Origin of the sequence: Methanomassiliicoccus luminyensis B10 (assembly GCF_000308215.1) — an archaeon.
Taxonomy (GTDB): Archaea; Thermoplasmatota; Thermoplasmata; order Methanomassiliicoccales; family Methanomassiliicoccaceae; genus Methanomassiliicoccus; species Methanomassiliicoccus luminyensis.
The window spans coordinates 107,929-132,238 of the sequence record NZ_CAJE01000013.1 but is presented as its reverse complement, the minus strand read 5'-3'; the positions used below and the strand labels follow the sequence as shown (position 1 = coordinate 132,238).

Genomic DNA, 24,310 nt, shown 5'->3' with positions numbered 1-24,310 from the left:
TGCATCTGGTCCGGCGGGAACGGTATCAGGGGACCAGGCCACGTGCTTGCCGCAACAGTTAAATCAGGCTGGTTCCAAGAGATGGTGCGACCGGAAGCCTGGGTGCGGAGCACAGCCTGAGAAAGGGGTCGGCCGCCTTGGCACGAGTGGTGGGGCAAGTGATCCAGCGCGCAGCCGTGAGGTGCGGGAGGACGGACCGTTATGAGCCGGTCCGATAACGTCGAGGTGAACACCTCCCGGGTCGACGGTGAGGAAGGCGGGGTCATCAAGGTCCTGCTGGTCGAGGACAACCAGGGGGACACGGCGTTCATGAGGGAGATGCTGGAGGCCAGCCGCCCGCCCCGGTTCGAGATCGTTTCGGTCTCCCGCTTGCAGGAAGCGCTGGAGAGGACGACGGAATGGCAGCCGGACGTAATCCTGCTGGACCTCGGCCTGCCGGACTCCCGCGGCCTGGGAACATTGGGAAAGATGGTAGGCCGCTCTCTCGACATCCCCATCGTGGTCCTCACCGGCGTCGCCGACGAGGGCGTGGTCGCCGAGGCCATGAAGATGGGCGCCCAGGACTACCTTGTCAAGGGCCAGGTGGAGCGGGACGGCCTCGAGCGGTCCATAAGGTACGCCATCCAGCGCAAGAAGGCGATGGAGGAGATCAGGGAGAGCAACCGGCGGTACACCAGCCTGTTCCAGGATAACGGCGCCGTCATGATCATCGTGGACCCTGTGACCTCGTTCATCGTCGACGCGAACCAGGCGGCCTCTGACTTCTACGGGTACGACCTAAGCACCCTGCGGACCATGAAGATCACCGAGATCAACCAGCTGCCCCCCGAGCAGGCATACGAGAGAATGGGGCTGGCCTCCTCCCGCGACCAGAACCACTTCTTCTTCCGACACCGCCTGGCCAACGGGCAGGTGAGGGACGTGGAGGTCTACACCGGCCCGATCGCCCTTCACAGCAAGACGCTCCTGTACTCGATCGTCCACGACATCACCGACCGCAAGAGGGCCGAGGAGGAGAGGGAGCGGCTGGCCAGGGAGATGGAGCGGCAGAGCAACCTGCTTAAGGCCATGATCGACAACACTCCAGCGGGCATCCTGGTCCTCAGCGGGATGACATTGGGGATCAAGTGGGTCAACGGCTCCTTCCCGCAGGGCCGCAAGAGGCCTTTGCCCGTGCCCGACCTGATCGGCAGGCCGCTGCAGGACGTCATCGAGTGGGCGAACGGGAGCAGCATCACCGCCCTGATACAATCGGTGATGAACGACCAGAGGTCCAGCGTCAGCACCGAGATGGAGTTCAAAGACCCCGCCGACGGGAACAGCACCTTCTGGCATCTGACGGTGGTCCCCATATCTTCCGGCGGGCCGCTCCAGGACGTGATGCTGACCGTCGTAGACATGACCGAGCAGGTCAACGCCCGCCGGCGCATGGAGGAGATGGCGGCGAGGTCGGACGCGGAAAGGAGGCGGCTTAAGACGATCCTCGACAGCCTGCCGGTCGGCGTCATCGTCGCCGACGCCTCGGGCCGCACCATCGAGAAGAACGAGATCGTGGACAAGATCTGGGGAGGACGCGCCCCTCTGCCGGAGAGCATCAAGGGGTACCGCGATTTCAAGGCATGGTGGGCCGACACCGGCATGAACGTCCGACCGGAGGAGTGGGCCATCTCCCGCGCCCTCAGCAAGGGGGAGACCCCAGTTGGCGAGACCATGGACATCCTGCGGTTCGACGGGACCAGAGGCACCATCCTCAGCTCCGCGTCCCCCATACGGGACGCCGGCGGCAGGCTCCTGGGCGGGGTCGCGGTCATGCAGGACATCACCCGGCAGAGAAAGCTGGAGCACGATGCCATCGAGGCCAAGGAGCAGGCGGAGCTGTACATCGATCTGCTGTCCCACGATATCAGCAATATGAACACCGCTATCGCAGGATATCTCCAGATGGCGCTGGACAAGATGGACATCTCGGAGGCCAACAAGCAGTACTTCATCAAGCCGCTGGACATCCTGGAGAACAGCAGCCGCCTCATCGAGAACGTCCGCAAGATCCAGCAGGTGGAGAGCCATGAGTCCAAGCACGGGCTGGTGGACCTGGGCTGGCTCCTGGAGGATGTGAGGATGGAGTACGAGCACTACCCCGGCAGGGACGTCAAGATCACCTACAAGCCCTCCATCAAGAGGTTCGTTATGGGCAGCGACCTGCTCAAGGACGTGTTCGTGAACCTGGTCAGCAACTCCATCAAGCACTCCGTAGGGCCGGTGGAGATCGCCATCGTCATGACCAAGGCCTTCGAGGACGGCAGGGAGTACTACAAGGTTGTAGTGGAGGACGACGGGCCGGGCATACCCGACGACCTGAAGGTCAAGCTGTTCCAGAGAAAGCAAAGGGGAAAGACGAAAGCGACCGGCACTGGCCTGGGCCTCTACCTGGTGAAGAAGCTGGTGGAGGAGTCGAACGGCAGGGTGTGGGTGGAGGACAGGGTCCCCGGGGATTATTCCAAGGGGGCTAGATTCGCGGTCCTGCTGCCTTCTGTCACCACCGACCCGCGTTCGGCGATGTGATCACTTTCTGAGGTCGCCGAGGGTGGTCACCCTCTCGGCGAAGGCATTGTGCTTGTGGATGGACTCCTCGCTCTCGCTTCTGACCGTCACCACCACGTCGTCGGGCAGGTCGGTGTACTTCTCCAGGAGCCGGGTCAGCACCGCGCGGACCACATCCTCCACGAACTTGGGGTTCTGGTGGGCGTTGAGCACGACCTTGGCCTCGTCGGCCCGCTTCAGCAGCTCGAAGGTGGGCGAGGAGAATGACGCCTCCACCACGTCGAGGAGGTCGTTGGCCTCCACGTCCAATTCCTCCGGCACCTCGATCATCACGGTGGCCACATTGCGCTGGTTGTGCGTTATCACGGGTAGGTCGTCATCGAACACCACGCTGCCTTTGTACAGCTCGCGCACTGTCTCCATGGCGCAGGGGCAGGCGGTCATGCCGATGGCCTGCACCCCGATCATCTTCTTCAGGCCGTCGGAGTTGCGGCTGGTGGCCTTGGCCATGATCTTGAACGGTTCCAGGGTGATCTTCCCGCTGGGACCGGGCCGCTCCATGAAATAATCGGCGATCATGTGCACCTCGGCGTAGGTGGAGTATTCATGCTTATCCCGGAGGGTGCGGCAGATCTCCGCGGCGATGACCTCTATGCCCGCCACCTCTTCCTTGTTGCTGCGGGACACCGCCTCATTGATGGCCTCGAGGTTCCGGGACAGGTGCGAGCCCTTCTGGGTGGAGGGCAGGTCCACGAACACGTCGATGGAGCAGAACAACGTGGTGGTCCTCCCTCCCCTGGTGACCCTGACCGGCTTCTTGACATCGGTGACGCCGACCCGGGTCAGCATGAACCCGTTGGTCAGCTTGCGGTTCTGAACATCAGTCTGAATACGAATCACTCCTGGGAACGCTACGATGATTCGTCCGTGCTCAATAAAGATATTGTAGCTACGCCCTATGATTGTAGATACCGCATATTGCTGCCGGCCATGCCGCCGGCCGGTCCCGGCGACACGGATTTATATCAATGAAAAAATGGGGCCATCGTGATCTGCGGGGTGGACGAGGCGGGCCGGGGGCCGGTGATGGGACCCCTGGTCATCGCGGCGGTCATGGTGGACACCGACGCCGGGCTGAAGGAACTGAAGGTAAAGGACTCCAAGCTTCTAACCCGCCAGAAGAGGGAGGCACTGGCCCCCCGCATCCGCGAGGTGGCGAGGGTGGAGGTGAAAGTGCTGTCCGCGGAGCACATCGACAAGTTCCGGACCGACGACTCCCTCAATATGCTGGAGGCCATGGCCTTCGCCGAACTCATCGAGATCATGTCGCCGGACCTGGCCATCGTGGACGCCGCCGATGTGGTGGAGGAGCGCTTCGGCAAGATGATCATGGACAACATGCGGTGCCGGCCGGAGATGGTGTGCAAGCACAAGGCCGATGTGAACTACCCGGTCGTCTCGGCGGCCTCCATCATAGCCAAGACCGTGAGGGACGGCATCATGGACGACATCGGGAAGGAGCTAGGCCAGCCAGTAGGGTCGGGGTACCCGAACGACGAGACCACCAGGTCGTTCCTGGAAAAGTGGATAAGGGAGAACAAGGATTTCCCGCCCCATACCAGAAGGTCCTGGAGGACCGCCAAGGAAATATATTCCCTGAGCAGTGTAACGAGATTAACGGATTGGACGGATAACCGATGACTGTGGAACCCCTCATTCAGGACCTTATCAACAGATTCAACGACAAGGTGGACACCGACGAGAAATTGCGCACCGAGCTGAACGGGATGGACAAGAAGGTGCTAGTCGATCTGGAGACCGAGGTCTATAACTTCCATCTTGCCAGCAGCAAGATCCAGAACCTCAACACCGGGAGCATAGACGCCCCTGATATCACCGTCATGTCCGACATCGAGACCTTTCGGGGCATCATCGAGGGGAAGATCAAGCCCATGAAGGCCTTCGCGTTGCGGAAAGTAAAGATCAAGGGCAACATAGACGACGTCCTGCGCTTGCGGAAGCTGTTCTGAGCCGGTGCCGCCGCCAGAGACGACGGGGCTCTGGAACAATTAAGCTCAGGAAAGGTTTATTAGGGGCGTCGCAATAGTGGTGCCTACATAGCGGGGTGGGGTAGCCAGGACATCCCGTCGGGCTCATAACCCGGAGACCGGTCGTTCAAATCGACCCCCCGCTACTCTCTTTTCAAAATCAATAGGTTTATCCTCGTTACGTTCGAAATCTATCGCTCGTGGCGATCCTCTCCACCCCCCTTATATCCGCGGCCTTCGACATCGCGGAGACGATGCTGGCATATTTCGGCGCTATCATCATCACCTACGGAGGGGTGCGGGCAGTGATATCGTCATTGCGGCTGGAGCTGAAGCACCCCGCGCACTTATCGTTCAAGGAGATCAGGGGCGGGTTCGCCTCCCGAATCATCCTGGGGCTCGATTTCCTCATCGCCAGCGACATCCTCTCTACCATCGGCAACCCCGGCTTCAACGAGGTCCTGGTCCTGGGGGCCATCGTGCTGATCCGGACAGTGCTCACCATCATACTATCCCAGGAGACCAAGGACATCGACCGGCAGAGGGACGAGTTCATCCACCGCACGTGATTCCCGATGCTCGTTCGCAAAGATATTATCCGCTAATGCGGTTCTGTGGGCACGATGGGTAGCACAGCCAAGCAGTCGCTCGCGGTGGAGGTCCTGGTCATCGGGGGCGGCGCCACCGGGGCCGGGGTGGCCAGGGACCTGGCCATGCGGGGGGCCAAGGTCCTCCTGGCCGAGTCCGGGGACTTCTCTTCAGGAGCTTCCGGCTCCAATCACGGCATGCTGCACAGCGGGGCCCGCTACGCGGTGAAGGACCCCGAGTCCGCCAGGGAATGCGCCGCGGAGAACAAGGTGCTCAAGCGCGTGGCCGGGTTCTGTATCGAGGACACCGGAGGCCTGTTCGTGTCCCTGCCCGAGGACGACGAGACCTATCCCGACCGGTTCCTGGCCTGCTGCCGCTCCGCCGGAGTGGAGGCGGGGGAGATCGCCGCGGAGGAGGCCGCGGACATGGAGCCCCTCCTCAACCCGGAGGTGCGCAGGGCGGTGGAGGTGAACGACGCGTCCGTCGACCCGTTCTTCTTGGTATGGGGGAACGTGGAATCGGCCCGGGACGCCGGCGCGACGGTGCTCAATCATTGCCCGGTCGCCTCGATGACGGTGAGGGACGGGCGGATCGAGAGAGCGGTCATCGGGACGGGGAGCGGACGTAGGACGGTGAGGCCGGAGATCGTCGTCAACGCGGCGGGGGCATGGGCCGGCGGGGTCGCCGCCCTCGCCGGCGCGGAGCTGCCGGTGAAAGTGGACAAGGGCACCATGGTGGTGTTCAACGGCCGCCTGGTCAACCGCCTGGTCAACCGCCTGAGGCCGCCCTCCGACGGCGACATCCTGGTGCCGCACCGCTCCGCCACCATCCTGGGCACGACCTCCGGCCCCGGCCGCCTCGATGGCATCCGGGCCACCGAGGAAGAGGTCGAGCGTCTCCTCGCACAGGCTAACAGGGTGATGCCCGGCATATGCTCCGCCCGCGCGGTCAGGGCGTACGCGGGGGTACGCCCGTTGCTGGCGGGAGGAGGGGAGGGCCGGGAGGCCTCCCGGACCTTCAGGGTGATGGACCATCGCGAGGACGGCGTGGACAACCTAATCAGCGTGGCGGGAGGGAAGCTGACCACCTACCGGCTCATGGCCGAGAAGGTCTCCGACGCGGTCATGGAGCACCTCGGGCGGTCGGCGGCGTGCCGCACCGCCAGGGAGGAGATCGTGCCCCCTGGCAACAAAGATGCGGGTTCGTTCCGCGCCAGGCTCCTCCTCGTGAAGTACGGCTCGGCGGGCGACATCATCGCCTCCTTCCCGTCCCCGCGGGGCGCCGAGGACGCCTGCTCCTGCGAGGGGGTCTCCCAGGGAGAGCTGGAGTATTTCGCCGCGTCCCCCGACGTATCGTCCCCCGGGGACCTCATGAGGCGGACCAGGGCGGGCATGGGCTTCTGCCAGTCCGGCCTGTGCGCCTTCAGGCTGGTGTCCGCGCTGGGCTCCCAGGACCCCATCGCCGACGTGCGGGAGCACCTCGGCGAGAGGTGGAAGGGCGTGGAGCCAGTGCTCTGCGGCGAGCAGCTCCGGCAGGAGGTCTTCAAGGCGCATCTGTTCAAGGTGTACGACATCGATCACTCCAGGGGGGTGAGGCATTGAGGGAGGAGAGCTGCGACGTCCTGGTGGCCGGGCACGGCGCGGCCGGGTGCGTCACCGCCGCCCGCCTAGCCTCGCTCGGCCTCAGGGTCTCGCTGATCGGCCGCGGCACCACCGCCACCGCCCTGTCCACCGGGCGCGTCTCCTTCACCGATGGCGAGCTGGGGAGCGCCGGCGAGCCTATCAGGTTCCTCAAGGAGCACGGCGGGCCCTGGGGACTGTTCCAAGGGCCGGTCGGCCGGCGGGAGGCATGGACCAACATGGGAACGATGTCAGCACAGTCCCTCTCCTCGGACCATGACTGGCTCTCGGAGGACTCCGACGCGGCGGTCCTGGGGCTGGCGGGCCACCCTGACCTGGACCCCGACCTGCTGTGCAGCGCGGCGGCGCGTTCTCGGAAGGCCAGGGCGGTCCCGTACTGGGCGGACATCGGTCCGTGGCGCTCGATGGGCCGGGACGAGATCGTCGATGTGCTGTCGGAGGTCCTGAAGGACGTTCCGCAGGGGACGGTGGTGCTGCCGCCCCTGTTCCCGGGGCGCGGCGGGGCCGACGCGCTCCGCCTGCTGGAGAGGAAGAGCGGCCGGAAGATGCGCGAGCCCATGACCCCGCTGTCCTGCCCCGGGCAGAGGGCCCAGTCCTGCCTGGAGGAGGCCGCGGCGAGGTGCGGCGTCACCTTGCTCAAGGACCGCTGGCTTGCCGAAGTGGAGATGGACGGCCGGGACGCCCTGTCGGCGACGGCGGCCTCTGGCATCAGGGAGGTCCGGTTCGAGATCAAGGCCCTGGTAATGGCGTGCGGGAACCTTATCGGGGGCGGCCTCGCCATCGACGGCACCATGGTCCGGGAGCCCGTGCTCGCCCTCGGCACCAGGGAGGCGCGGGGGAAAGGGATCGGATCGCAGGCTCTCCGGGCAGCTCTGGCCACCGGGGTGGAGGCCAGGGGAGGAAGGGCGGTCGCGGCGGGAGGGCGGAGATCGGGCAACATATTCATCGCCGGCTCGATGCTCCCGGGGATGTCCTACCCCTTGGGAAAGGGGCTCGGCCCCGTGATCCTGAACGCATGGGAGACCGCCGGCGCGGTAAGGGAGGCGCTGTGACGAAGGTCCTCGACGGCTGCATCAAGTGCGGCGCCTGCGTGAGGGAATGCCCGGTGCTGAGGCAGGAGGGTCCCGGCGTCTTCCCGGGGCCGAGGCAGCTGGCGGTGGAGGGCCCCCGCTTCAACCGCGAGCTCGAAGGCCTGAGGTCCCCGCTGGCGCTGTGCACCACCTGCGCCCGCTGCGAGGCGGCGTGCCCCTCCCGGCTCCCTCTCCCCGATGCGGTGGTGGAGGTCAGGAAGCGGCTGAGCGGCCCCGGCCCCCTATCGGAAGGGCACCGCAGGATGCTGGAGAACGTGGACCGGACCGGGAGGACGGTGCTCCCCGAGCGAAAGGCCGGCGAGCGCCCCGCGGAAGGCGATGTCCTGTTCTTCCCCGGCTGCATCGGGGAGGGCCGTTCCGGCGAAGCGACATCGAGCGCCCTCGCCCTCATCCGCGCCGCCGGCGGAAAGCCCTATGTGCCGGGGGGATGGATGTGCTGCGGTTCCCCGCTGGAGAAGATCGGGGACACCGAGCGCCTGAGGAAGGTCAGGGAGGCCAACCTGCCCCTGCTCGACCGGGCGGAGGTGCTGGTCGCCTCCTGCCCCGGCTGCACCATGCAGCTCCGGAGGGGGTACGGCAAAGACCCCCTGCATCTGCTGGAGTTCCTGGCGGAGCGCGGGGCCAAGCTCCCCTTCGACCCTGAGGCGCCTAAGGTGAGAGTATCCCTCCACCGCCCCTGCCATCTCGCCAGGTCGGTGGGGCCGCACACCATCGACGACGCCAGGCGCATCCTCGAGGCCGTCCCCGGGGTCGAGGTGCTCGATCACCCGGGTCAGGACGACTGCTGCGGCGGGGCGGGGGAGTGGCGTCGGCCGCGCCGGAGGTGGCGGCGAGGATGGCCCAGGCCAGGATGGCGGCGGCCCGGGATGCCGGTGCGGACATGGTTCTGGCCCCCTGCCCCTTCTGCGTGGTGAACCTGGGCCGGACCAGCATGATGGAGGTCAGGGACCTCGCCGCGTTCCTGGTAGCGCGCTTGGAGCGGTCATAATCAATAAATAGCTCCTCGGCGTGTGCATCGGCATTGAACCAAGAAGAGAGCCTCTGCCCATCCTGCTTATATCTCGACAGGCGGCCTGAGTCGGGCATACAGGGCGGCCTGATCTACTGCCAGAAGAAAAAGCTGGTAGTGAGGCCCAAGATCAAGTGCGATATGTATCTTCGCGCCACCGTCCAGAACCGGGAGAGCATGAAAGCCTCCATCTACGGCACCATCAGCGCCGAGGAAGTCGAATAAGCCTTAGCGTCCCTCATGGGCAGCAGGCTCGGCCATTTCACCGCTGCGGCCGCTCGATCGCCTCCTTACTTTTATAAATATTTATAAATTTAGCATTTTGTTCAAGTGCAGGTGCGCCATGACGATGTTCTGCGATGCTCCGCACATGCCCCGGTCCAGCAGCAGGGCGGTCGCGCTCTTGAAAAAGTTATATGAATACCGAACTGAATCGGAGTACGTGGGAGCGGGCGGAAGTTGAAAGCGGTGGTTCTTGCAGCAGGAGAAGGGACGAGGCTTCGTCCCTTCACCATTTCCAGGCCGAAGGGCATGATATCAGTGGGGAACCGGCCGATCATGGAGTACATCGTCGAGGCGCTGGTCCAGAACGATGTGAAGGACATTGTGATGGTGGTCGGCTACCGCCGCGATACCATCCTGTCGCACTTCGAGGACGGCCGGAAGTTCGGCGCCCGCATCAAGTACGTGGTCCAGGAGAAGCAGCTGGGGACCGCCCAAGCCCTCGCGCTCGCCAGCAAGGACCTCGACGGCGCCGGCTTCATGGTGGTGGCGGGGGACAACCTCATCGACGCCCGCACGGTGGCGGACCTGCTGGGAAAGAAGAACGGTTCGTCCATGATGGTCACCGAGAGCGAGAACCCCTCGAAGTACGGCGTGGTAAAGGTCGAGGGCGGGAAGGTCGTCGGCATCGTGGAGAAGCCCGAGTGGAAGATCGGGAATATCATCAATACGGGAGTTTACTACTTCACCGCCGATATGCTCAAGGTGTTCAAGGACCAAGAGTTCGCGGTGGAGCGTGGGATCACCCAGGTATTGGCGCCGGTGGTCAAGGACGTCAACCTCAGCGCGGTGCCCACTTCCGGCAAGTGGATCGACGCGGTGTATCCGTGGGACCTCCTGGATGTCAACGCGGCGGCCCTGGAGTTCCACGGGCAGGGCGTGGGCGGCACCATCGAGCCCGGGGTCACCCTCAAGGGGGCGGTGTCCATCGGTGCGGGCACCCGCATCAGGTCGGGGTGCTACATCGAGGGTCCCGTCAGCATCGGCGAGGGCTGCGACATCGGGCCGAACGTGACCATACTGTCGTCCACCAGCATAGGGGACGGGGTGCAGGTCGAGCCGTTCACCTTTATCCAGCATAGCCTGGTCATGAACAACGTGCGCATCGGTTCTCACTCTCATTTCTCGCACTCGGTCCTCGGCGACGGGGTCAAGACCCGGGCGGGGGTGTTCGCCCCCTCCGGCGGCTGTTCCGCCAGGGTGGACCGGGATACTTTCAACCTCCCCAACGTGGGGGCGCTGATCGGACAGGACTCCACCGTCGGTTCGCGGGTGGTCATATCTCCCGGCGCGGTCATAGGGACCAATTGCCAGATTGAGGATGGGGTCGTGGTGAGGAGAAACCTCGACAACAGGAGCGTAGTGGTCTGAAATGTGCGGCATCATAGGATATGCGGGCCCCCGGAACGCGCAAGAGGTCCTCCTGGACGGTTTGAGGAGGCTGGAGTACCGGGGTTATGATTCCGCGGGAGTGGCTATCGTCGGCAGCGGGCTGCAGGTCTTCAAGGACAAGGGGGAGATCTCCAAGCTCTACACCTCCATGCCCGAGATACGCGGGAACTTGGGGGTCGGGCACACCAGGTGGGCCACTTGCGGGAAGCCCTCCAAGCAGAACGCCCATCCCTTCGTGGACTGCACCAATCAGACCGCCGTCGTCCACAACGGGATCATCGAGAACTATCAGGCCCTGAGGAAGCAGCTCACCGATGAAGGCCACAAGTTCACTTCTGAGACCGACACGGAGGTGCTGGTACACCTGCTGGAGAAGCATTACCGGGGCAACCTCCGCGCCGCCCTGATAAGCGCGCTGAAGGAGGTCAAGGGCACCTACGCGGTGGTGGCCCTCAGGACCGACAGCAACGAGATCGTGGCGGCGCGGAAGGAGAACCCCCTGGTGGTCGGCCTGGGAGTGGGGGAGAACATTTTGGCCTCCGACGTCACGGCCATGCTGAACTATACCCAGAAGGCGCTGTACGTGATGGACGGGGAGACGGTGTCCCTCACCGCCGACAAGGTGACCATCTACGACCGGAACAACGACGTGGTGGTCCGCGAGCCCAGCACAATCTCTTGGACCATCGAGGACGCCCAGAAGGGCGGCTTCGAGCACTACATGCTCAAGGAGATATACGAGCAGCCCACTGCCATCCACAACTCGCTCCTGGGCAGCCTGGACGAGATAATGTCCGAGGGCTCCCTGGTCGACCAGGACTTCGGGGCGGTGAAGCTGGTGGCCTGTGGCACCTCGTACCACGCCTCCATGGTGGGGAAGTACATCATCGAGGCTTTGGCCAAGATACCGGTCACCGTCGAGCTGGCTTCCGAGTACCGCTATTCGCCCGGCACCGGGGAGAACCCCCTCACCGTGATGGTCACGCAGTCCGGGGAGACGGCCGACACTTTGGCGGCAGCGAGGGAGGCCAAGCGGAGGGGCTGCCACACGCTCGCGGTGACGAATGTGGTCGGCTCCACCATCGCCCGCGAGGTCGACTCGGTGTTCTACACCAAGGCGGGGCCGGAGATCGGCGTCGCCGCCACCAAGACCTACTCCACCCAGCTCATGGCCATGTACCTTCTCGGGCTGAGGCTGGGGTACCTGCGCAAGGCCATGGGGAGGGACGAGATCCGCAGCCTGTCCTCCGAGCTTAGATCGATGCCCCAGTACGTCAGGGGGGTCCTGGACCGCGCCTCCGAGGTGGATGATTCCACCGACATGCTGGTGGAGGCCAGGGACGTGTTCTTCCTCGGCCGCAACATCAACTACCCCACCATGCTGGAAGGGGCCCTGAAGCTCAAGGAGATATCCTACATCCACGCCGAGGGCTACGCCGCGGGGGAGCTGAAGCACGGCCCCCTGGCACTTCTGGATGCCTCCACTCCGGTGGTGGCGGCGTGCATCAAGGACCACACCTACGAGAAGATGCTGTCCAACATCTCGGAGACGGCGGCGAGGGACAGCCCGATACTGGCGATCGGCGAGGAGGGGGACGAGGAACTGTTGGCGGTGGCCGACAAGCTCGTTACCATACCGCACGTGGCGCCGATACTTTCCCCGGTCCCCCTGACGGTAGTGGTGCAGCTCATAGCGTACTACGCGGCCAAGAAGAGGGGCTGCCCCATAGACAAGCCCAGGAACCTGGCCAAGAGCGTCACCGTGGATTGACCGGACTCCCGGGCCGCCTCGTCAGAGGCAAGGACCTTGTGGGCGAGCAGTTCACTCCAGTCGTTCCGGGCAGCGGACCCGGCGGGAGCAGGAGCGGCACTTGCCGGGCCGCTCGTGGTTCCGATGCACCTCGCCGGTCCCGATGGCCCGGCGCATCTCCTCCAGCTTCGCCAGCAGCAAGGACCGGAGCGCTTCGTCGTACTCTATCTCGTGCTCCACCTCCCCGTACCGTAGAATTCCGCGGGAGACCTTGTCGCCTTGTTCCTCGAGGATGAGGCAGTACGCCGCGACCTGGAGGATGTGGGAGAACAGCGGGCCTCTCGGCACCCGCCCCGTCTTCACCTCCACTGGAACCAGCTCGCCCTCCATCTCCAGCACGTAGTCCGGACGTCCGGTGAGCCCGTGCTCCTTGGAGCGCAGCGCCCTGGAGATATCGTCGCCCTCCCCGATGTACGCCACCCTTCCCTTCACGTCCATGTTCCGCCGGATGCGCTTGGCGTCCTCCTCGGAGTAGTAGGACAGATACAGCGCCACGCATGCGCACATCAGGAGGATGAGGGCCACCGCCTCATAGATGAGGGCTTCGTCCTGGCTGATGCCGAAGAAGGGTACCCCGTTGAGCGCAGCGATCATCGCCAGGATGGCCAGGACCGAGATGAGCCTTTCGCTTCTCTCCTTCTTTATTGCCTCCTTCTCCCAGGTGGAGCGGTAGAGGAGGTACATGGCGACGATGACCCAAAGCAGGGCCAGGATCCCCAATACCTTCCACCTCAGCATGAGGTCGTCGGAGTAGAAGAAGAACAGCCCGGTCAGAGCTAGCGCGGTAGCGAGGACCGAGGACCACAGGATCACCTTCTCGTAGAGCGCGCCCCGGCGCTCCTTGGTGACCATCTCGGAGAGGTCGTTGCCGAGAGCGTCGTGCTCCTCCTTCCCTCTCCGAGTGGCGTCGGAGGTGGTGTCGGCGCCCTTGCTGAGCTGCCAGCTCAGCGGACAATAACAGAATTTCTCGAGGTCGCTGGCGGAGATGCTCTCCATTGCGCCTCGAATGGGCCCATTACGTATCTATCAGTGCCGACGTGGATGTCGGCCCTGAGGTCTCAGGCCTGGGAGTTATTGGGTATCTCTTCCGGGCAGAAGTCCGCCGCGCCCGCTGCGGCCTTCTCGCAGGCCAGGTCGCACAGGCAGGCATCGATGATCTCGATCCCAGGAGGGCACTCCATATCGTCGACATGCCCGAACCAGTATACCACCAGGCCATGGCCGAACATGTCAACGTACTGGGCCAGCTGTCCCCTGATGTTCTTGTTGAACTCCACGCGATCGCCGAAGGACGCCTTGGACTCGATCCAGTTGATGGTCCAGCCGTTCACTTTCAGCGGCTCGTCCAGGAGGCAGTCCGGGGTCTTGGCGAACTTGCCCCGCAGGTCCTTCTCGGTGCGGTAGGAGATGTTGTGGGATGCCAGCCACTCCTGCAGCTTGGTCTCCCCCCACGCCCCGCGCTTGTACTGGACCTCGTTCCCCCAGGGGGAATATATGCTGTCCGCCTCGGTTATCTCGACGATCTCCTTCTTGAGCCGGGGGTTGGGTATGGAATCAGGCTCTCGCACGTATTTCCAGAACTCCTTCTTGGAGTATCCGTTCTCCTGGAACAGGATGAGCCCGGTCAGCACCGGCGGGAAGTTCCACTTCTGGGCGACGCTGAGCAGGCTGCTTCCCGACTTCCACTCCCGCAACATGCGGGGAGCGTTCCTCTTTATAATGTGATGGCGCTTGGTGGCTTCCCTCACCGTCCTCTGGGTGTAGATGACGTTGAGAAGCTCCTCATCAAGGCCGGTCTGTTCCGACAGGCCTTTGACGTCCTTGTAGGAGCAAAGCCGGTCGTAGAGGGCCCTGAACTCTTCATACTTCATGAATTTCAACCTATCGAATGAATATGGGATTTCGTAAACCCCTCTATCTATTAAATATATCGACTAAAAAAACAGGTCAGCCCAAGCATTTCCCCGCTTCGAGCGGTGGGGCCGGCCCCCGTTCCGCTCTCCGGTAGCGAAGGCAGGAAGGTTTTATATGAACGAGGGAGTTCATTCGTCCCGAGCATCTAGGCGCCGCCGCGACGCGGCGCCCCGATGGATGGGAGGTAACAATATGAACGACCTGCCGCCAGAATTGGCAAACCTGCCATATATGTCAAAGAGCAACGGGCCGGCCTGGCTTCCTGCCGCGGCCGCCGAGGGGAGACGGTTCGCTTACTATGGACACCTCCTGCTGTACCTGATGTTCCTGATCTCCGTGATCGCCGGCGTCGTGTCGCTGGTCACCCTGAACATCGGCGGCGTGATGTGGCTCATATTCGCCGCCGTCTGCGCGCTGCTTATTTTCCTCATGAACAACACGGTCTTCGACCCGATAGACCAGGGCCGCTTCAAGGAGGCCAGCGATCACCTCCTGATATGGGGCGTCATCGGTCTGATCTTCTGCCTGGTGGTCCCGGGGCTGTTCTTCCTGATCGCGTTCATCCGCATGCAGGAGGCCATGCAGCCCCAGGGGCAGCAGCAGTATCCTACTCAGTATTACCAGCAGCCCCAGCAGTACTCCCCGCCGGCCCCGCCGCAGTATCCTCAGTCCGCTCCGCAGTACCCGCCCGCCCCTGCGCAGGCCCCTGCTGCTCCGGCGGCGCCGGCCCAGGCCCCCGTGGACTCGACCAAATGCGCGAGCTGCGGGAAGGAGTACCCCTCTTTCATGAGGAACTGCCCCACCTGCGGCGCCCCCAAGTGAGAGCGCCGGCCCAGGAACGAAACCGCTTCTAGGACCCTATTTTTCCGTTATTTCCTCATAGAGCACCTTCCCGCGGTACTCGATCTTCCTGATGCGGTGGTACGGGACCTTGGAGTCGACGGTGACGAAGAAGGAGCGCTCCAGCTCCATGATGTTCGAGCCCTTCACGGCCATGAGGTCGCCCGGCGCTCCCCGGTGCAGGTAGGTGATTACTGCGTCCTCCAGGCCGAGCCCCTCGGTCCAGCGCAGCCGGTTCAGGACCTCCCGGGGATATACCATGGTCCATTGAACGCACTTGAGGGATGATATCACTTTACGGCGGGGCGCCTCTCCGACGCCTCCTCGAAGGCGATGGCGGCGAACCCGCAGGCCATGAACGCCAGAGCCAATATTCCAATCTCGGCCAGCGCGGATAGGAATGCCAGGGCGGTCATGAACAGGCAGACTCCTTCGGTCTTGGTCTTCTTGGCGGCGGGCATGGTCTCGTCAGATGTTAGGGGCAGCAGGGAGATATCTGCGCTGTGTCCTTGTTGTAATGTCCGAAAAGTCCGAAAAATATTGAGATCGAAGGCGTTTCTAGCTCGGCCGGGGCTCACGCGATGCCGAGCGACCTCTTCAGGGCGTCAAGGTTCTGGTGGTTCTTCTCGAAGTACGCGCGGACGGGGGCCAGCTTGTCGATGAGGCCCTTGGCCACGCCCTGCTTGAGGTCCACGGGGTGAAGGTCCCCGCCGGCGTAGGCGGACGCCAGCTCGTCGTACGAATGGAACACCAACTTCCCGCCGAATTTTTCGGGCCGGTCGATGACGAAATCCGAGGACTCCTGGAACAGGATGTGCTTGCATATTGCCATCATGGGGTTGCCCTCCACTTCTTTTTCCGGGCAGAACGCCTTCTTGATCTTCCTGTTGATGTCCTCGGGGGAGTCATGTATGGATATCCCGCTGTCCGGGTCGGACTTGGACATCTTGGTGGCTATGGGGTCCATGCGGTTCACTCCCTTCAGCCCGGGGAGCAGGGGAGTGTGCAATGCGATCGGTACCTTCCAGTGCAGCTTCTCGGCCGCTTCCCTGGCCAGCATGTGGACCCTCCTCTGGTCGATGCCCGCGTAGGCGACATCGATGTCCATCATGAATAGGTCAGTAGCCTGCATCAAAGGGTAAAGGAACTTCGAGGAATCGAGCTCGGCGTCGTCCTCCTTGCGGCCCATGATGGTCATGGACCTCTTGATCCGGGAGAGCGAGGTGACCTTGCCGACCTTCATGACCTTCTCCCAGTAGCCGATGCCGTCCATGATCTCGGAGGCCATCACGAACTTGACCTTGTCGCGGGGCACTCCCAGCGCCTCGAAGCAGTCCTGCATGTACAAGGCGCACAGGCGGATCCTCTCGATGTCCCCGCCCAGCTTGTCGTTGATGTAGGCATGCCAGTCCGCGAAGAAGATGGTCATCTCGAACCCCGCGTCCACGAAGTCCCTGATCTTGTTGGCACAGACCACCCACCCCAGGTGGACCAACCCGGACGGCTCGAAGCCGATATATGCCTTCGGCGCGACGTCCTTGGCGAGAAGGCCTCTCAGCTCATCCGCGGTGACTATCTCTTCGGTGTTCCGCGCCAGCAGTTCATACCTCTCTTCGATGTCCATGTGGATCGGGCCTTGATTGCCAGGGGATTATAAAGTCATTATGTCAGGCACGGAAATGGTGCCGCGGGAAGCGGATCTCCGGACAATGCCATGAAAGGGCTTCCGGCCGCACCGGCGTATCTGGCTCTTCCGAGGCCGTCGCCCCCGCTCCTCCATCCGGCCCGGAAAAACCCTGATTCCCTTCGTCCGCTCTCGTCCTCCCTCGACCCCGGCGAGATCGCTCTCTCGGGGCCAGGGGACATCCCCCGGAATCGCAATATCTGGTCCTGCCCGGCCCTCTCCCGGCCGGCGGGGACGGTAGATTTGAATCGCAGGCGGGGATGTATATTCTCTTAGGACTCATATGTTCATTTGTCTCGTAAGAAAACTTTTAATTATGTATTTGTCTATAGGACATCGCCTTGAGAGTCCAACCATAGGTCGATGAGGTTGCGGCGCCAACGGAGCCTTAATAAGGCGGACGGCGCTCTCGGGCAAAGCGCAAAAGGGCGTTTCACGCGGACAAATGTCCTGTGAAAAAGGCCCTGACTAGGCGAATAGAGAGGGAATGACAATATGGCACCATCATCCAAGAAAAAAGCAAGCTCAAGCGACCGCAAGGCCGCGACCCTGGAGCTAGCCAAGTCCGGCGCCGTGAAAATGGTGGACTTCAAGTTCACCGACGTCCCTGGCACCTGGCAGCACATCACCTATCCCGCCGCGAGGCTGGACGAGGACCTCCTTGTCGACGGCGTTGGCTTCGATGCCTCTTCCATCAGGGGTTTCGCGCACATCAACGAGAGCGACATGCTCCTCATGCCGGACATCGAGACCGCGATCATGGATCCCGCATGCAAGGTCCCCACCCTGTCGGTGGTCTGCGACGTGGCCGACCCCATATCCGGGTCCCCATATCCGCGCGACCCCCGGGGCATCGCGAAGAATGCCGAGGCGTACCTAAAGACCACCGGCATAGCCGACACTGCCTTCTTCGGCCCCGAGCTGGAGTTCTTCATCTTCGATTCCGCCCGGTTCGACCAGAACCAGCATTTCGGATACTATCATATCGACTCTGATGAGGGCATCTGGAACTGCGGCAAGGAGGGTTGCACCCCCAACCATGGGCACCGCCCCAAGAACAAGGAGGGCTACTTCCCCGTCCCCCCCGCCGACAGCCTGCAGGACCTCAGGTCCCAGATGGTCCTGAACCTCATGGCCGCCGGCATAGAGACCGAGCTTCACCACCATGAGGTGGCGACCGCCGGCCAGGGCGAGATCGGGATGAAGTTCCAGACCCTGACCAAGATGGCCGACAACGTCATGCTGTACAAGTATGTGCTGAAGAACACCGCCAAGGAGTTCGGCAAGACCGTTACTTTCATGCCCAAGCCCCTGTTCGGCGACAACGGCACCGGCATGCACACCCACCAGAGCCTGTTCAAGGGCGGCGAGAACACCTTCTACGACAAGAAGGGCTACTCCCTGCTGTCCCAGACCGCCCTGTATTACATCGGCGGCCTGCTGGCCCACTCTCCCGCCCTGCTCGGTCTGACCAACCCTTCCACCAACTCGTACCGGAGGCTGGTCCCCGGCTTCGAGGCGCCCGTGAACCTGGTATACTCCCAGAGGAACCGCTCCGCCGCGGTCAGGATACCGGTCTACTCCAAGAGCCCCAAGTCCAAGAGGATCGAGTACCGCCCGCCAGACTCCACCAGCAACCCCTACCTGGCGTTCTCCGCGATGCTGCTGGCCGGCCTGGATGGCATCAAGAAGAAGATCAGCCCCGGCGAGGCCCACGACATGGACATGTTCGAGCTGTCCAAGGAAGAGATATCCAGGATCAAAACCGTCCCCGGCAGCCTGGAAGCCTCCCTCAGCGCGCTGGAGGCCGACCACGACTTCCTGCTACAGGGTGGGGTTTTCAGCAAGGACTTCATCGAGAACTGGATCGAATACAAGAGGACCAAGGAGAACGACTTCGTTCGCCTCAGGCCGGTCCCCGCCGAGTTCTTCCTGTATTACAGCTGCTGAGGAAGAGCGATCCTCGAAAACCCCTTACCCTATCTTTTCTTCTAACTTGATGGCCGGGTAAAGGCGTCCGATTGATCAGCTACCCGATCGCGGGTCTGCTTCCCGCCATCCTCGCTGTCCATTTCCTGAGCGGGATTAGAGGCCCTGAACCACGTCTCCTCCTCGCCGCGATCGTCCATGCCGCTCAGTATCCACACCGCTATTTTGGCCTGCAAAATCTCCGAGTCTCGCACACCGATCCCTCCGACAGGAAATATTTGCGATCAGGAAGGATATAATGGCATCCATGGCGGTCTGGGCGGAATAAAACATTTTAAGGGGTTTTGAAGATGGCGCCCGGAGGCGCCGGGTTAGAACTTCGACAGGAGGTCCTCGGCCGCCCGGTTCACCACATCCTTGACCATGGAGGTCGGCGGGCAGTAGGCGTTCTCGTAAGAGGTCACGAAATCCTCCACCGTCGCGCCGTTCAGGATGGCCGCGCTGATCCAGTTGATCCTGCCGGTGGCCTCTTCCCCGGCCAGTATCTGCCCGCCTACGATGCGGTGGGTGGACCTGTCGGCCAGGAGCTTGACGATGAGCTTCTTGCCGCCGGGGTAGTAGCGGGCCCTGGTGGTGCCGGTGCTGCGGCCCTCAACCACACTCATGCCGTAGTAGTCGGCAAGGCCGCAGGAGAGTCCGGTGCCGGCGATCTGAACGTCGCCTATCTGGGATACCCACGGGCTCACCACTGCGGGGAAGGTGGCGTACCCCCCGGCGGCGTTGATGCCGGCCACGCGGCCCATGCGCACGCCGGTGCCGCCGAGCTGGCTCATGGTCGGGCCGGGCGCCGCGGCGCTCTCGCACATGACCAGGTCGCCGGCGAGGAACACGTCCCTCATCAGGCGCCCCTTCCGGTATGGCTGCAGGGTCGGGGAGACCCTAACCGCGCCGAGGCCCCCTATCTCCAGTCCCATCTGGTTGGGCAGCTCAAGGTTCGCCCTCACCCCTGTAGCCATGACTACCAGGTCGGCCGGGTGCTCCTTGCCCCCGGCGACGACCTTCTGGACCCTGCCCTCGCCCTGGATGGCCTGCAGCGGGGCGCCCATGACGAACTTAATTCCCAGGGACTCGCAGTAAGACTGCACTTCTTTGGCCATATCCGCGTCGCAGATCCGGGGGATGACCTGAGGGAACATCTCGACGACGGTGACCTCCAGCCCGGCGTGGCGGAGCGCAACGGCCACCTCCAGGCCGATGACGCCGGCGCCGGCGACCACGACGTGCCTGGCAGAGGCCATGGCCTTCTGGATGTCCATGCCGTCCTTGATGAAGCGTACCTTGTGCACGCCGGGGAGATCGGCCCCCTCGATGGGCGGGACGAACACGGTGCCCCCGGTGGCCAGTACCAGGGAGTCATAGGGGGCGGAGGTCCCGTCGGCCAGCGCGATGGTCTTCTTGTCTACGTCCACGCCGGTGACCTTGGTCCTGGTTCTTACCTCGATGCTCCTTTCCTTGCGGTACCATTCCGGGGTATGCATGATGATGGAATCGAAATCCTTGATCTTGCCTTCCAGGACGAAGGGTATGGCGCAGGGGGAGTACGAAACGTGCTCCTCTTCGGTGAAGACCACGATCTCCGCGTCCTCGTTCGCCTCGCGGGCGGAGGAGGCCGCGGTCATGCCTGCCGCGCCCGAGCCGATGACAACTATCTTCTTGGCCATTTCCCGACCTTCATTCCTGATACGAATGGCATTATAATAAGTATCACCAGAAACCCGCCTTTTCAAAGGCCGGGATGAGCCGCGACGAGCGTGATCCGGCAGAATAGCGTTGCGTGATGGGATGTCCCGCACCATCAAGATCTCCCGATGCTGCCCTCCGACCTGGTCCAAACGGGCCGGGGGCCAAGCTGGTGACCATGCGGCCTTTGAGCTTGCCAGCGGGCGGCCGGCCCGACTGCAGGCCACGGCCCCCTCCCATTGAGGAGGGGGTCCTGGCCGCAGGTGCTGGTGGAATTATTTCCATGGACATTCGTTCGAATAGGTTTATGCCGATATATCGGTTAACGATACTTTCAACGCATACGCGCGGTCGAGGAACGGCCCCCGGCGTGGCGTCGCTTCACAAGGTACCGCGCAGGACCCAGAGGGATTTAAAATGCGCAGCCATAATGGAGGGTATCCGATCGTCCTGACTTCCGATCGGACGTTGATGAGCGAGTACGGCGGAGGACTGTTCATGGGGTTCAGCGCGTGCCTGCCGAAGGGCACCGTCCCCGACAATGTTTACTTCAACCTGCTCTGTCCTTCCATCGAGGCGGACAAGGACGGCTCGGTGAGCGTTGCGCCCTGCGGAATGCGGAAGATCGAGGCGGCCCTGCTCCGGAGCGGCTTCTCCCAGGACGACATCATCGTCGCTCATCCTGACAAGCTGCATCTGGTCATCGGGCCGGACACCAAGGTCCTGGGGTTGACGGAGAACGATCCTCTGGGCATCGGCCCGGCCACCTCGACGTTCACCCAGATCCTGGGCGGCGAGCCCCACATGAAGCTGAAGCTCCAGGAATTGGTCCGCCATCCCTCCGTCCAGAAGTACCACCCCAGGATAATCCTGGGCGGCCCAGGGTCCTGGCAGCTGGCGGAGCGGGGAGCCAGGGAATCGATCGGTGTGGACTGCGTGGTGATAGGGGAGGCCGAGAGGGTGGTGGGGCCCCTGTTCCGCAAGGCCATGTCCGGCGAGGACATCCCCAGAATGGTCATGGGCGAGGTGACGCCCATTGAGGAGATACCCCAGCTGGAGCACGCCACGCTGAACGGGATCGTGGAGATCGCCCGGGGATGCGGCCGGGGCTGCGAGTTCTGCGTGCCCCAGCTGCAGAAGTACCGGTGCCTGCCGGTGGAGAACATCTGCCGCGACGTGGACCTGAACCTCCGGGCGGGGCGGCAGCCCATCCTTCATGCCGAGGACGTGCTGCGCTATGGTGCCAAGTCCATCGCGGTGGACGAGGAGAAGGTGGTGGGCCTGTTCCGCGCGGTGAAGGGCCGGCCCGGAGTGACCAAGGTGGGCATCTCCCACTTTGCCCTGGCCTCCGTGGCCAGCGCGCCTCGCGCGGTGGCAGAGATCTCCGAGATCCTTGAGCTGGACGGGAGCAGGTGGCTGGGAGGACAGACCGGGGTGGAGACCGGAAGCCCCCGGCTCATGGCCCGATACATGCGCGGCAAGTGCCGCCCCTTTGAGTGCGAGCAATGGCCCGACACGGTTGTGCAGGCCTTCCAGGTGCTGGAGGATAACCATTGGGTACCCTGCGCCACTATCATCATGGGGCTGCCTGGGGAAACGGAGAGCGACGTGGCCATGACCAGCGAGTTGGTGGACCGCCTGCACGGCTTCCGGTCCCTCATTGTCCCGCTGTTCTTCGTGGCCACCGGCGAGCTGAACGACGGGTGCAAGTCCTTCGATCTGCAGCAGATGAGCAGGACCTACAGCGAGCTGTTCCTGAACTGCTGGGAGCACAACCTGAAATGGGGCAGCTCCCTCTACGAAGGCTGGGACCGCATCGCTCTCAAGAACAACGTAGCGAGGAGGTTCATCCGGCTGGCCTACAACTTCGGCAGCAACGAGGTCAAGGAGGCCATCCGGGTCTGCCGCGAGGAGTACGACACCGACCTCGGCCGGATCGTCGATGCCAACCGGAAGGGGGACCTGAACATAGAGAGCATGACCGCACGGGCCATCGTCAACATGGTCAAGGGCGAGCTTTGAGTCAGGAGCGGTCCGGACCGTACCGCCCTTAAGCGCTTCCCCGGGCAAAGGTAGTTATTCCACTTGTCATGTCCACTGTAAGCTCAGGTGTAATATGGCCCGATTGACCAGGGAAGAGCTGCAGGTCCCCGTCAGCATGTGGCGGGAAGAGGACATGATCGCCGGGGAGAGAGCGGAAGCTTTCGTTCTCATATTCCGCACCACCGGGTGCTGGTGGTCCTACCAGGGCGGGTGCCTAATGTGCGGCTACAACGCCGCCAGCTCCCGCGCGGTCACGATCGAGGACCTGAAGGCTCAACTGGCCAAGGCCACGGAGCGCTACCGCGGCGAGAGGATGGTGAAGCTGTACACCTCTGGCTCGTTCCTTGATGAGAATGAGGTGCCCCCGGAGGTCCGGGACGAGGTGTTCTCCGCCTTCGGCAAGGCCGACCGGATCCTCTTCGAGAGCCGCCCGGAGTTCATCACCGATGATTCGCTGTCCCGCATCGACTGCGCGCGGTCCGCGATCGCCATCGGGCTGGAGAGCTCGAACGAGGAGATCCTCCGGAAGAGCGTGCGCAAAGGCTTCACCGTGGCCGACTACACCCGCGCTGCCGAAGTGATGCTGGACCGGAAGGTCCCCCTCAGGACGTACCTCCTGCTGAAGCCGCCGTACCTCACGGAGCGCGCTGCGGTAGAGGACGCCATCAGCTCGATACAGTACTCCTCCCAGTTCTCCGAGAGCGTCAGCGTCAACCCGGTGAACGTGCAGCGGGACACCGTGGTAGAGGCGCTGTGGCGCCGGGGCAACTACCGCCCGCCTTACCTGTGGTCGCTGGTAGAAGTGCTGAGGCAGGGCAAGGAGGTCAGCGGATGCAGGGTGATGTCCTCGCCCTCCGGGGGAGGGACCGCGAGGGGCGTGCACAACTGCGACCGTTGCGACAGAAAGATTCTTGACGCCGTCCAGCGTTTTTCCTTCAATCAGGACGCAGGGGAGTTCGAGGGCCTGCAGTGCGGGTGCCGGAAGGAATGGGCGGCCGTCATGGACGTCCAGGACACCATGGGCACCAGCGTGGACATCTCACGGTACCTGAGCAGCGAGCTGGAGTTCGATTAAGGAGACAATAATATGGATTTCGACATCAAGAAGGGGCACGGAGCGAGCTTGGAAGGGGACGGCCTGAAGAACCTGATGACCGAGGTCTTCGGCGCAGTGAAGGAGGAAGGTGGCGCCTACGTCACATCGTTCGGCGCCACCACTCGCTTCGAGGTCAAGCTGATCAGCAAGACCGCCCTGTCGGTGGCGACCACTTCGGACAAGGCAGCGCCGACGGAGGCCATGGTCGAGTCGAACCGCAAGTACAACGAGTTCATGGAGAAGGCCACAGGGTTCAACACCAAGGAGCGCTCCAAGAGGTTGCAGAAGAAGGCCAAGGACGGCAAGCTCTGAGATCCTGGGCCCGAAAAAGTCCCCGGGGGCCGCCCCGAGTTCATCGCTTCCCGGTCCGGCCGGGAACGCGCTCCAATTCCTTGGGGTGCCTGTCGTAGTAGGCCGAGATGTCCGATGCGGAGGGGTTGCGGCCGTGCAGACGCCTGAACTGGTCCTTGAACACGTCCATGGAGGGCGCCTCGAAGGGATCCCCTATGTCGAAGTTGAACAGGGTCTTCTGCCCTCCCTTGATCTCCTTGACCTTCATCTCCGCTCCCCGCCAGCGGACGTGATGTGGGAACGTCAGCCGCTCACGATCATTCGTGGGCTTGAAGCCACACTCTGCCCCATTTATCCAATGACCTTCGGCAT

The 24,310-nt window shown here is 63.1% G+C and carries 23 protein-coding genes, 1 tRNA gene and 1 pseudogene; 16 read left to right on the top strand and 9 right to left on the bottom strand.

Annotated elements, in window-relative coordinates:
* The first annotated feature begins 201 nt into the window (after nucleotides 1-201).
* Entirely contained in the window at nucleotides 202-2,562 is a 2,361-nt protein-coding gene (locus tag WYS_RS14720; RefSeq protein ID WP_049796291.1) for a PAS domain S-box protein, read from the top strand.
* Here WYS_RS14720 and mptA read toward each other — a convergent pair whose 3' ends face one another.
* Nucleotides 2,563-3,441 carry a GTP cyclohydrolase MptA gene (gene mptA / locus WYS_RS07515; RefSeq protein WP_019177554.1) on the bottom strand — a complete coding sequence of 293 codons (879 nt, stop codon included), beginning with the start codon at nucleotides 3,439-3,441 and terminating at the stop codon, nucleotides 2,563-2,565.
* A gap of 147 nt (nucleotides 3,442-3,588) precedes the next feature.
* Between mptA and rnhB the strand changes: the two genes are divergently transcribed.
* From rnhB to glmS, 10 genes and pseudogenes are all read left to right on the top strand, one after another.
* Nucleotides 3,589-4,242 (top strand): ribonuclease HII, encoded by a 654-nt coding sequence (gene rnhB / locus WYS_RS07510; RefSeq protein WP_019177553.1) that lies wholly within the window; start codon nucleotides 3,589-3,591, stop codon nucleotides 4,240-4,242.
* A complete protein-coding gene (locus tag WYS_RS14715) occupies nucleotides 4,239-4,571 on the top strand; it encodes an SCP2 sterol-binding domain-containing protein (protein ID WP_019177552.1) in 333 nt (110 codons plus the stop codon). The genes rnhB and WYS_RS14715 overlap by 4 nt, the downstream gene beginning before the upstream one ends.
* 89 nt (nucleotides 4,572-4,660) lie before the next feature.
* A tRNA-Met gene (locus WYS_RS07500) sits at nucleotides 4,661-4,735 on the top strand.
* 54 nt (nucleotides 4,736-4,789) lie between these two features.
* Complete coding sequence (locus tag WYS_RS07495; RefSeq protein ID WP_019177551.1) at nucleotides 4,790-5,158, top strand: DUF1622 domain-containing protein; 369 nt, start codon at nucleotides 4,790-4,792, stop codon at nucleotides 5,156-5,158.
* 54 nt (nucleotides 5,159-5,212) lie between these two features.
* The gene (gene glpA, locus WYS_RS07490) at nucleotides 5,213-6,778 is read left to right on the top strand and encodes an anaerobic glycerol-3-phosphate dehydrogenase subunit A (protein ID WP_019177550.1); all 1,566 of its coding nucleotides are present in this window, start codon (nucleotides 5,213-5,215) and stop codon (nucleotides 6,776-6,778) included.
* Nucleotides 6,775-7,869 carry a hypothetical protein gene (locus tag WYS_RS07485; RefSeq protein ID WP_019177549.1) on the top strand — a complete coding sequence of 365 codons (1,095 nt, stop codon included), beginning with the start codon at nucleotides 6,775-6,777 and terminating at the stop codon, nucleotides 7,867-7,869. The genes glpA and WYS_RS07485 overlap by 4 nt, the downstream gene beginning before the upstream one ends.
* A pseudogene (locus tag WYS_RS07480) lies at nucleotides 7,833-8,764 on the top strand ((Fe-S)-binding protein); the annotation flags it as partial. The gene WYS_RS07485 and the pseudogene WYS_RS07480, both read left to right, overlap by 37 nt.
* Nucleotides 8,765-8,929: 165 nt before the next feature.
* Nucleotides 8,930-9,142: a hypothetical protein gene (locus WYS_RS07475; protein ID WP_019177548.1), complete on the top strand. Its 213-nt coding sequence runs from the start codon at nucleotides 8,930-8,932 to the stop codon at nucleotides 9,140-9,142.
* A 243-nt stretch (nucleotides 9,143-9,385) separates the two neighbouring features.
* Nucleotides 9,386-10,570, top strand: a complete 1,185-nt coding sequence (gene glmU, locus WYS_RS07465) for a bifunctional sugar-1-phosphate nucleotidylyltransferase/acetyltransferase (RefSeq protein ID WP_236993880.1) — start codon at nucleotides 9,386-9,388, stop codon at nucleotides 10,568-10,570.
* 1 nt (nucleotide 10,571) lies between these two features.
* Nucleotides 10,572-12,362, top strand: coding sequence for a glutamine--fructose-6-phosphate transaminase (isomerizing) (glmS, locus tag WYS_RS07460; RefSeq protein ID WP_019177546.1), 1,791 nt, complete (start codon nucleotides 10,572-10,574; stop codon nucleotides 12,360-12,362).
* Between the two features lie 51 nt (nucleotides 12,363-12,413).
* Here glmS and cas4 read toward each other — a convergent pair whose 3' ends face one another.
* Both cas4 and WYS_RS14705 read right to left on the bottom strand, forming a co-directional pair.
* Nucleotides 12,414-13,397, bottom strand: coding sequence for a CRISPR-associated protein Cas4 (gene cas4, locus WYS_RS14710; protein ID WP_019177545.1), 984 nt, complete (start codon nucleotides 13,395-13,397; stop codon nucleotides 12,414-12,416).
* 62 nt (nucleotides 13,398-13,459) lie between these two features.
* Entirely contained in the window at nucleotides 13,460-14,272 is an 813-nt protein-coding gene (locus WYS_RS14705; RefSeq protein ID WP_019177544.1) for a C15orf41 family protein, read from the bottom strand.
* A gap of 235 nt (nucleotides 14,273-14,507) precedes the next feature.
* Here WYS_RS14705 and WYS_RS16330 point away from each other — a divergent pair, with 235 nt between their 5' ends.
* Entirely contained in the window at nucleotides 14,508-15,137 is a 630-nt protein-coding gene (locus WYS_RS16330; protein WP_187120185.1) for a hypothetical protein, read from the top strand.
* A 36-nt stretch (nucleotides 15,138-15,173) separates the two neighbouring features.
* Here WYS_RS16330 and WYS_RS07440 read toward each other — a convergent pair whose 3' ends face one another.
* From WYS_RS07440 to WYS_RS07430, 3 genes are all read right to left on the bottom strand, one after another.
* Nucleotides 15,174-15,416: a DUF504 domain-containing protein gene (locus tag WYS_RS07440; protein ID WP_019177542.1), complete on the bottom strand. Its 243-nt coding sequence runs from the start codon at nucleotides 15,414-15,416 to the stop codon at nucleotides 15,174-15,176.
* A 29-nt stretch (nucleotides 15,417-15,445) separates the two neighbouring features.
* The gene (locus WYS_RS16000; RefSeq protein ID WP_019177541.1) at nucleotides 15,446-15,616 is read right to left on the bottom strand and encodes a hypothetical protein; all 171 of its coding nucleotides are present in this window, start codon (nucleotides 15,614-15,616) and stop codon (nucleotides 15,446-15,448) included.
* Nucleotides 15,617-15,729: 113 nt separating this feature from the next.
* Nucleotides 15,730-16,779 (bottom strand): tyrosine--tRNA ligase, encoded by a 1,050-nt coding sequence (locus WYS_RS07430; RefSeq protein WP_019177540.1) that lies wholly within the window; start codon nucleotides 16,777-16,779, stop codon nucleotides 15,730-15,732.
* Nucleotides 16,780-17,334: 555 nt separating this feature from the next.
* On the opposite strand from WYS_RS07430, the gene glnA reads away from it, so the two are divergent.
* Nucleotides 17,335-18,789 carry a type I glutamate--ammonia ligase gene (glnA, locus tag WYS_RS07425; protein ID WP_019177539.1) on the top strand — a complete coding sequence of 485 codons (1,455 nt, stop codon included), beginning with the start codon at nucleotides 17,335-17,337 and terminating at the stop codon, nucleotides 18,787-18,789.
* A gap of 41 nt (nucleotides 18,790-18,830) precedes the next feature.
* Here the strand turns inward: glnA and WYS_RS07420 are convergent, their stop codons facing one another.
* Together WYS_RS07420 and WYS_RS07415 are read right to left on the bottom strand one after the other, a co-directional pair.
* Entirely contained in the window at nucleotides 18,831-19,022 is a 192-nt protein-coding gene (locus WYS_RS07420; RefSeq protein ID WP_019177538.1) for a hypothetical protein, read from the bottom strand.
* A gap of 117 nt (nucleotides 19,023-19,139) precedes the next feature.
* The gene (locus WYS_RS07415) at nucleotides 19,140-20,489 is read right to left on the bottom strand and encodes an NAD(P)/FAD-dependent oxidoreductase (RefSeq protein ID WP_019177537.1); all 1,350 of its coding nucleotides are present in this window, start codon (nucleotides 20,487-20,489) and stop codon (nucleotides 19,140-19,142) included.
* Between the two features lie 436 nt (nucleotides 20,490-20,925).
* Between WYS_RS07415 and WYS_RS14700 the strand changes: the two genes are divergently transcribed.
* From WYS_RS14700 to WYS_RS07400, 3 genes are all read left to right on the top strand, one after another.
* Nucleotides 20,926-22,530, top strand: coding sequence for a B12-binding domain-containing radical SAM protein (locus WYS_RS14700; RefSeq protein ID WP_081579893.1), 1,605 nt, complete (start codon nucleotides 20,926-20,928; stop codon nucleotides 22,528-22,530).
* Nucleotides 22,531-22,624: 94 nt separating this feature from the next.
* Nucleotides 22,625-23,626 (top strand): archaeosine biosynthesis radical SAM protein RaSEA, encoded by a 1,002-nt coding sequence (locus WYS_RS07405; protein ID WP_147654350.1) that lies wholly within the window; start codon nucleotides 22,625-22,627, stop codon nucleotides 23,624-23,626.
* Nucleotides 23,627-23,638: 12 nt separating this feature from the next.
* Entirely contained in the window at nucleotides 23,639-23,959 is a 321-nt protein-coding gene (locus WYS_RS07400) for a DUF5611 family protein (RefSeq protein WP_019177534.1), read from the top strand.
* Between the two features lie 40 nt (nucleotides 23,960-23,999).
* On the opposite strand, the gene WYS_RS07395 is transcribed toward WYS_RS07400, so the two are convergent.
* Nucleotides 24,000-24,206 carry a hypothetical protein gene (locus WYS_RS07395; protein ID WP_019177533.1) on the bottom strand — a complete coding sequence of 69 codons (207 nt, stop codon included), beginning with the start codon at nucleotides 24,204-24,206 and terminating at the stop codon, nucleotides 24,000-24,002.
* Between the last annotated feature and the right edge of the window lie 104 nt (nucleotides 24,207-24,310).

Coding starts and splice junctions, on each gene's coding strand:
- WYS_RS14705 (WP_019177544.1), bottom strand. CDS start 14,272: ATGAAGTATGAAGAGTTCAGGGCCCTCTACGACCGGCTTTGCTCCTAC.
- WYS_RS16000 (WP_019177541.1), bottom strand. CDS start 15,616: ATGCCCGCCGCCAAGAAGACCAAGACCGAAGGAGTCTGCCTGTTCATG.
- WYS_RS07400 (WP_019177534.1), top strand. CDS start 23,639: ATGGATTTCGACATCAAGAAGGGGCACGGAGCGAGCTTGGAAGGGGAC.
- glmS (WP_019177546.1), top strand. CDS start 10,572: ATGTGCGGCATCATAGGATATGCGGGCCCCCGGAACGCGCAAGAGGTC.
- WYS_RS07430 (WP_019177540.1), bottom strand. CDS start 16,779: ATGGACATCGAAGAGAGGTATGAACTGCTGGCGCGGAACACCGAAGAG.
- WYS_RS14715 (WP_019177552.1), top strand. CDS start 4,239: ATGACTGTGGAACCCCTCATTCAGGACCTTATCAACAGATTCAACGAC.
- WYS_RS07440 (WP_019177542.1), bottom strand. CDS start 15,416: ATGGTATATCCCCGGGAGGTCCTGAACCGGCTGCGCTGGACCGAGGGG.
- WYS_RS07395 (WP_019177533.1), bottom strand. CDS start 24,206: ATGAAGGTCAAGGAGATCAAGGGAGGGCAGAAGACCCTGTTCAACTTC.
- glpA (WP_019177550.1), top strand. CDS start 5,213: ATGGGTAGCACAGCCAAGCAGTCGCTCGCGGTGGAGGTCCTGGTCATC.
- WYS_RS14720 (WP_049796291.1), top strand. CDS start 202: ATGAGCCGGTCCGATAACGTCGAGGTGAACACCTCCCGGGTCGACGGT.
- cas4 (WP_019177545.1), bottom strand. CDS start 13,397: ATGGAGAGCATCTCCGCCAGCGACCTCGAGAAATTCTGTTATTGTCCG.
- glnA (WP_019177539.1), top strand. CDS start 17,335: ATGGCACCATCATCCAAGAAAAAAGCAAGCTCAAGCGACCGCAAGGCC.
- WYS_RS07405 (WP_147654350.1), top strand. CDS start 22,625: ATGGCCCGATTGACCAGGGAAGAGCTGCAGGTCCCCGTCAGCATGTGG.
- WYS_RS14700 (WP_081579893.1), top strand. CDS start 20,926: ATGCGCAGCCATAATGGAGGGTATCCGATCGTCCTGACTTCCGATCGG.
- WYS_RS07415 (WP_019177537.1), bottom strand. CDS start 20,489: ATGGCCAAGAAGATAGTTGTCATCGGCTCGGGCGCGGCAGGCATGACC.
- WYS_RS16330 (WP_187120185.1), top strand. CDS start 14,508: ATGAACGACCTGCCGCCAGAATTGGCAAACCTGCCATATATGTCAAAG.